This is a genomic window from Streptosporangium sp. NPDC002721 (genome assembly GCF_042888905.1).
GTDB lineage: Bacteria > Actinomycetota > Actinomycetes > Streptosporangiales > Streptosporangiaceae > Streptosporangium.
Genome location: NZ_JBIAQI010000083.1, coordinates 1 through 4,268 on the forward strand (window position 1 = coordinate 1; position 4,268 = coordinate 4,268).

At 63.5% G+C, this 4,268-nt stretch carries 4 protein-coding genes and 1 pseudogene; 3 read left to right on the plus strand and 2 right to left on the minus strand.

Features of this window, described 5'->3' with window-relative positions:
• Positions 1 to 92: 92 nt before the first annotated feature.
• A complete protein-coding gene (locus ACFYWM_RS44605) occupies positions 93 to 416 on the minus strand; it encodes a hypothetical protein (protein WP_389927947.1) in 324 nt (107 codons plus the stop codon).
• A 282-nt stretch (positions 417 to 698) separates the two neighbouring features.
• The gene (locus ACFYWM_RS44610) at positions 699 to 911 is read right to left on the minus strand and encodes a hypothetical protein (protein ID WP_389927950.1); all 213 of its coding nucleotides are present in this window, start codon (positions 909 to 911) and stop codon (positions 699 to 701) included.
• Between the two features lie 784 nt (positions 912 to 1,695).
• Here ACFYWM_RS44610 and ACFYWM_RS44615 point away from each other — a divergent pair.
• The 3 genes and pseudogenes from ACFYWM_RS44615 to ACFYWM_RS44625 form a co-directional block, all read left to right on the plus strand.
• Positions 1,696 to 1,926 (plus strand): annotated as a pseudogene (locus ACFYWM_RS44615) (transposase); the annotation flags it as partial.
• Between the two features lie 95 nt (positions 1,927 to 2,021).
• Complete coding sequence (locus ACFYWM_RS44620; protein WP_389927952.1) at positions 2,022 to 3,173, plus strand: IS30 family transposase; 1,152 nt, start codon at positions 2,022 to 2,024, stop codon at positions 3,171 to 3,173.
• Between the two features lie 41 nt (positions 3,174 to 3,214).
• On the plus strand, positions 3,215 to 4,102 hold the full coding sequence (locus ACFYWM_RS44625) for an IS3 family transposase (protein WP_389927955.1): 888 nt from the start codon (positions 3,215 to 3,217) through the stop codon (positions 4,100 to 4,102).
• Positions 4,103 to 4,268 lie beyond the last annotated feature (166 nt).

Below are 4,268 nucleotides of genomic sequence, written 5' to 3' on the forward strand. Positions count from 1 at the left end.
AGCCCCAGCAGAATCGGCGACATCGTCAAAGCCGCACTCGTCCTCACTCATTTCGAACACAGCTACCCAACGTGAAAGTCGCTGAGATCACCTCAGTCGACGGAGTGGAAAACCCAGCAAACGAGCAGTGCCATCAGGATAACGCTGGCGAGAAAAATCCCCAGTGTGATTCCGAAGAACCTGCCACCAGGTCCCTGAAATCTCAGGAAGGCTCCGCCGAGAGCCCCGAGCGCAGGCAACCCGACCAAGACCAATGCCGGAACAAACACCGGAGTGAACGGTTGCCGCAGCCCGGAATCACTTATCGCGATCACGACGTGAATCGGCATGACCATGAGAATCGAGCTGAGCAGGATGAGAACGAAGGCCAGAGGCCTGTAGTTTTGCTCGTCCGGATTCGAGGAGTCGACAGTCATAGTGGCTGGATGCTGGCATCGCCGTGGCGCAGCGTCAAGGCCCCCTTGATCACCCTCCTGATGGGCACGCAACGGGCACGGGAGATATCTGTGTCCTCGTTGCCCTGGTGCCCGGTGAGCCGGAGCCGAAGAGCAAAGTCCCAGACCCAGCCACATACGATGATTGTCCATCGCAAGGCGATCGTGAGGGTCGCGACCAGTCTTGAGATCAGCCCTTACCGAGCCGCCACGCAACCGTTTTTGACTGGTGGTCACCCAGAGTCGAAGCGTTCCTCCCGGACGCTATCTTCCACTCTCCATGAACCTGAACAGACGCCCCACGGTAACGCCCAAGGACGTGGCAAGCAGAATGATCATCAGGGATTGGCCCATGTCGAGAGTGGCTTTGAACGCGTCCCACAGAGAGAAGTTCTTGAATACCAACGCCGTGCAGAAACCAGCCACGATTACCGAGGTGCTTATGGCGACGTATATCAGCGCCAGTTCTTTGCGCATCCGGTGCACTGTCACAGCATGATCATACGCCAGTGTTCAAAAAGGTGGGGTAGCCCTTCGGTGACGCCTCGCGTCTCGCGCAGCTCAGGGTTTCGCGAAGAGATCGAGCACCTCGCGGCAGCCGTTGGTGAGACCTTCGAGAAGGGCTTCGCCTTCTCGGTGGTGGTCAGGGATGAGCGACCGATGACTCCGCTGTCCGCAAAGCCCGCATGCTCTTCGTCAGAAGACGGCGCGCCTGGACGAGCCTGAACCTGCCGGTGCCGGGCCACGCTGTACGAGCTGTGCCAGACCGGGCAAGGCTTCACCCGGCGCATGTTCCAACTGGACGGCAACCCGGAAGTACACGAGACCTGTCGATGGCCGATCCGGCAGTCCAACGATATATGGAGGGCGTTGCTCCCCGGAGGGGCCTGATCCCCCGCCGGATCTTCTCGTCGCCGTCGTGCCCCTCCGGGGAGTGGGCAGGGGCTTGCCCTGAAACGACGGCGAGAGGATCCGACACCTAACCATCTACAAACTTGGCTCTTGCCCTTGGCGATGATCTCGGAGCTGGAGCGCCCCCGCCAGAGGCACGAAGCGTTGTTATCTTGTGCGCCATGACCTCGAAAGCGCGAGCGTTCAATGAACGTGACGACACTGTGGAGAACCCGATCTCTGAAGACCTGCATGCTTTGTTGGGTGGACTCACCCTGTCCAATCGATTCGTCGTGGTCGAACTGAGGTGCCCAGCAGATTCCGGACAGTCAGCTACATAAGCTGATGAAAGTCTGGAAGAGGTAGGTACGTGACGAGGCGTCGTAGGCAGTTCTCACCGGAGTTCAAGGACGAGGCCATCCGCCTGGTGTTGGAGGGCGAGCGGACGGTCGCGTCGGTGGCGCGCGAGTTCGACATCAACGCCAGCACCCTGGGCAGCTGGGTGAACCGGCATCGGATCGTGAGCGCTCAGGACGAGCAGCCGCGGCCGGTTGCCGGACCGGACCGGGCCAGGATCCGGGAGCTGGAGCGGGAGAACGCCGAGCTGCGCGAGAAGTTGGTCTTCTTGAAAAAAGCGGCGGTGCACTCAACCCGTCAGCGCAACACCATTCGGGATGATGATCGCGGAGGTGTTGCGTGGCGAGGATGGGCCGCCCGGGGATGTCGGATGCGCAGAAGCGGGAGCTGTGGGACCGGTGGAAGGCGGGCGAGTCGATCAGTCAGATCGCCAGGGCGCTGGACAAGCCACCGGGCTCGGTCTTCACGGTCGTCAAGTCCAATGGCGGATACGTCCCACCGCTGCGGCGCAGGCGGTCTGGGACGCTGAGTTTCGCTGAGCGTGAGGAGATCTCCCGCGGTCTGGCACGAGGCGAGTCAATGCGGTCCATCTCCCGCGCCCTGGGCAGGCCCGCCTCGACGATCAGCCGAGAGATCGCCCGCAACAAAGGCGTCGCCCGGTATCGGGCCGTCGATGCTGAAGACCGCTCCTGGGTGCGGGCCCGGCGGCCCAGGCTGTGCCTGCTGGCCCGGCATCCGGCACTGCGGCGGCTGGTCGCGGAGAAACTGGCCCAGGACTGGTCGCCCGAACAGATCGCCGGGTATCTGAGGAAGTCCTATGGGTCGGGATCGGGGATGCGGGTGAGTCACGAGACGATCTACAAGTCGTTGTTCATCCAGGCCCGCGGCGTGCTGGCCAAGGAGCTGACCAAGCACCTACGTTCGGGCCGGCCCACCCGCAGGAACGTCCACAACACCGTCACCGGCCAATGGCGCTCTCAGATCAAGGACGCCGCCTCGATCAGTCAGCGTCCGGCTGAGGCTGACGACCGGGCGATCCCCGGCCATTGGGAGGGCGACCTGCTGCTGGGCCGGGGTTTGACCCAGATCGCCACGCTGGTGGAACGCACGACGCGCTTCACCGTCTTGGTTCAACTCGATGGCAGGGACATGGTCACCGTCACGAAGAGGCTGGCAGCGACGATGACCAAGTTGCCCGAACAAGTTCGCAGGTCATTGACGTGGGATCGCGGGATGGAGCTGGCCGGGCATAAAGATCTCACCGCGGCGACCGGCCTGCAGGTCTACTTCGCCGATCCGCGTAGTCCCTGGCAGCGCGGTACGAACGAAAACACGAACCGGCTGCTGCGTCAGTACTTTCCCAAGGGCACCAGCATGGCCGATCTCACTCAAGATGATCTCGACCGGATCGCCCACAAGCTGAACACCCGCCCCCGCAAGACCCTCGAGTTCGACACCCCGGCCGATAGACTCGCCCCACTGTTGCGCTGATGGGTTGAGTGCACCGCAGCCTTCTTCGCGGCCGAGACTCGATGACGCTCGCCAAGTACGAGCTCATCGACGCGGAGAAGGCCTGCCACTCGATCGTGAAGATGTGCGCCTGGCTGGGGGTGTCTCGCTCGGGCTACTACGAGTGGCGCGAGCGGCCGGCCTCGGCCACCGCGCAACGCCGCGCTCTGCTGGCCGCGTCGGTCGCCGAGATCTTCGCCGGCGCGCTCGAGACCTACGGGTATCGGCGCGTCCACGCCGCCCTGGCCCGTCGTGGTGAGCACTGCTCGGCCGAACTGGTCCGCGCTCTGATGCGCGAGCAGGGCCTGATGCCGGCCCAGACCCGCGCGTTCCGGCCGGCCACCACCGTGCCCGGTGGCGACTTCTGCGGAATCCCGGACCTGGTCAGCCGTGACTTCACCGCTGAGCGGCCGGGCGTCAAGCTGGTCGGCGACATCACCTATGTCCGCACCTGGGAGGGCTTCCTCTACCTGGCCACTGTGATCGACTGCCACAGCAAGGCGGTGCTGGGCTGGGCGATGGCCGATCACTACCGCACCAGCCTGGCCAAGGACGCGATCCGGATGGCGGTCGACACCGGCCTGCTCCAGCCCGGCGCTGTGTTCCACACCGATCGTGGCTCGAACTACACCAGCGAGGAGTTCGGCCGGTTCCTGACCGACCTGGACATCCGCCGCTCGGTCGGCCGCACCGGCCTCTGCTGGGACAACGCGATGGCCGAGTCGTTCTTCAGCGCGATCAAGAACGAGTGGCTGCACCGCTTTGTCTTCACCACCCGGGCCAAGGCGAAAAGCCAGGTAATCCGCTATATCGAAGGGTTCTACAACCGTCGGCGCCTGCACTCGGCGCTCGGCTACCGGCCGCCCCTGGAGGTTCTCAACGAGGCCCTCGCAACCCACATAGCCGCATAAGCTGCGCTCATAACATGGCTGTCCGGAATCACCGTGGCCCCTCAAACGCTTGGACGCGGAGAACACTGAGTACTGAATGTTTTTCATCCTCGGGTGGCGTGAGCGACACGGTGGTTCTGAAGGACGGCGATGGCCTTGCAGAGATGGCCGGCCTTGGAAGGGCTGC

Excerpts from the sequence above, each read along its gene's own strand:
- ACFYWM_RS44625 (WP_389927955.1), top strand. The coding sequence starts at position 3,215 with ATGACGCTCGCCAAGTACGAGCTCATCGACGCGGAGAAGGCCTGCCAC.
- ACFYWM_RS44605 (WP_389927947.1), bottom strand. The coding sequence starts at position 416 with ATGACTGTCGACTCCTCGAATCCGGACGAGCAAAACTACAGGCCTCTG.
- ACFYWM_RS44610 (WP_389927950.1), bottom strand. The coding sequence starts at position 911 with ATGCGCAAAGAACTGGCGCTGATATACGTCGCCATAAGCACCTCGGTA.